This window comes from Kitasatospora purpeofusca (genome assembly GCF_000718025.1).
GTDB lineage: Bacteria > Actinomycetota > Actinomycetes > Streptomycetales > Streptomycetaceae > Kitasatospora > Kitasatospora purpeofusca.
This window is the reverse complement of sequence record NZ_JODS01000102.1, coordinates 1-354: the sequence shown is the minus strand read 5'-3', so window position 1 is coordinate 354 and position 354 is coordinate 1. Positions and strand designations below refer to the sequence as shown.

Below are 354 nucleotides of genomic sequence, written 5' to 3'. Positions count from 1 at the left end.
AGGTGGGCGCCGCGGGTGAGGGCGTCGAGGGCGTGGGTGGTGCGGCGGTGGTGGTCGGGTTGCATGTTGTCGGCGAGTTGGGCGCGGTGGAGCCAGTGGACGGCGGTGACGGTGTGGGGCGGGCGGTGGCGGGCGACGGTGGATTCCTGGGCCGGGCTGAGGCGTCCGCCCCAGTGGACGAGGTGGAGGGCCTCGGGGAGGAGCCGGGTGGGGGTGTGGTCGGTGGCGAGGATCTTGCGCAGGGGGAGGACCAGTCCGGTCTGGGTGTCGGTGTGGCGGCGGGCGGCGTGGTGGGGGAGTTCGTTCTCCTCGGCGGGTCCGCCGGGCAGGACGAGGCCGGTGGTGTGGGTGGTG

General features: G+C 74.9%; 1 protein-coding gene. It reads right to left on the bottom strand.

Annotated elements, in window-relative coordinates; all coding sequences use genetic code 11:
• The coding region (locus tag IF01_RS0140915; RefSeq protein ID WP_157855505.1) for an NUDIX hydrolase at window positions 1-354 on the bottom strand (354 nt) is incomplete at both ends.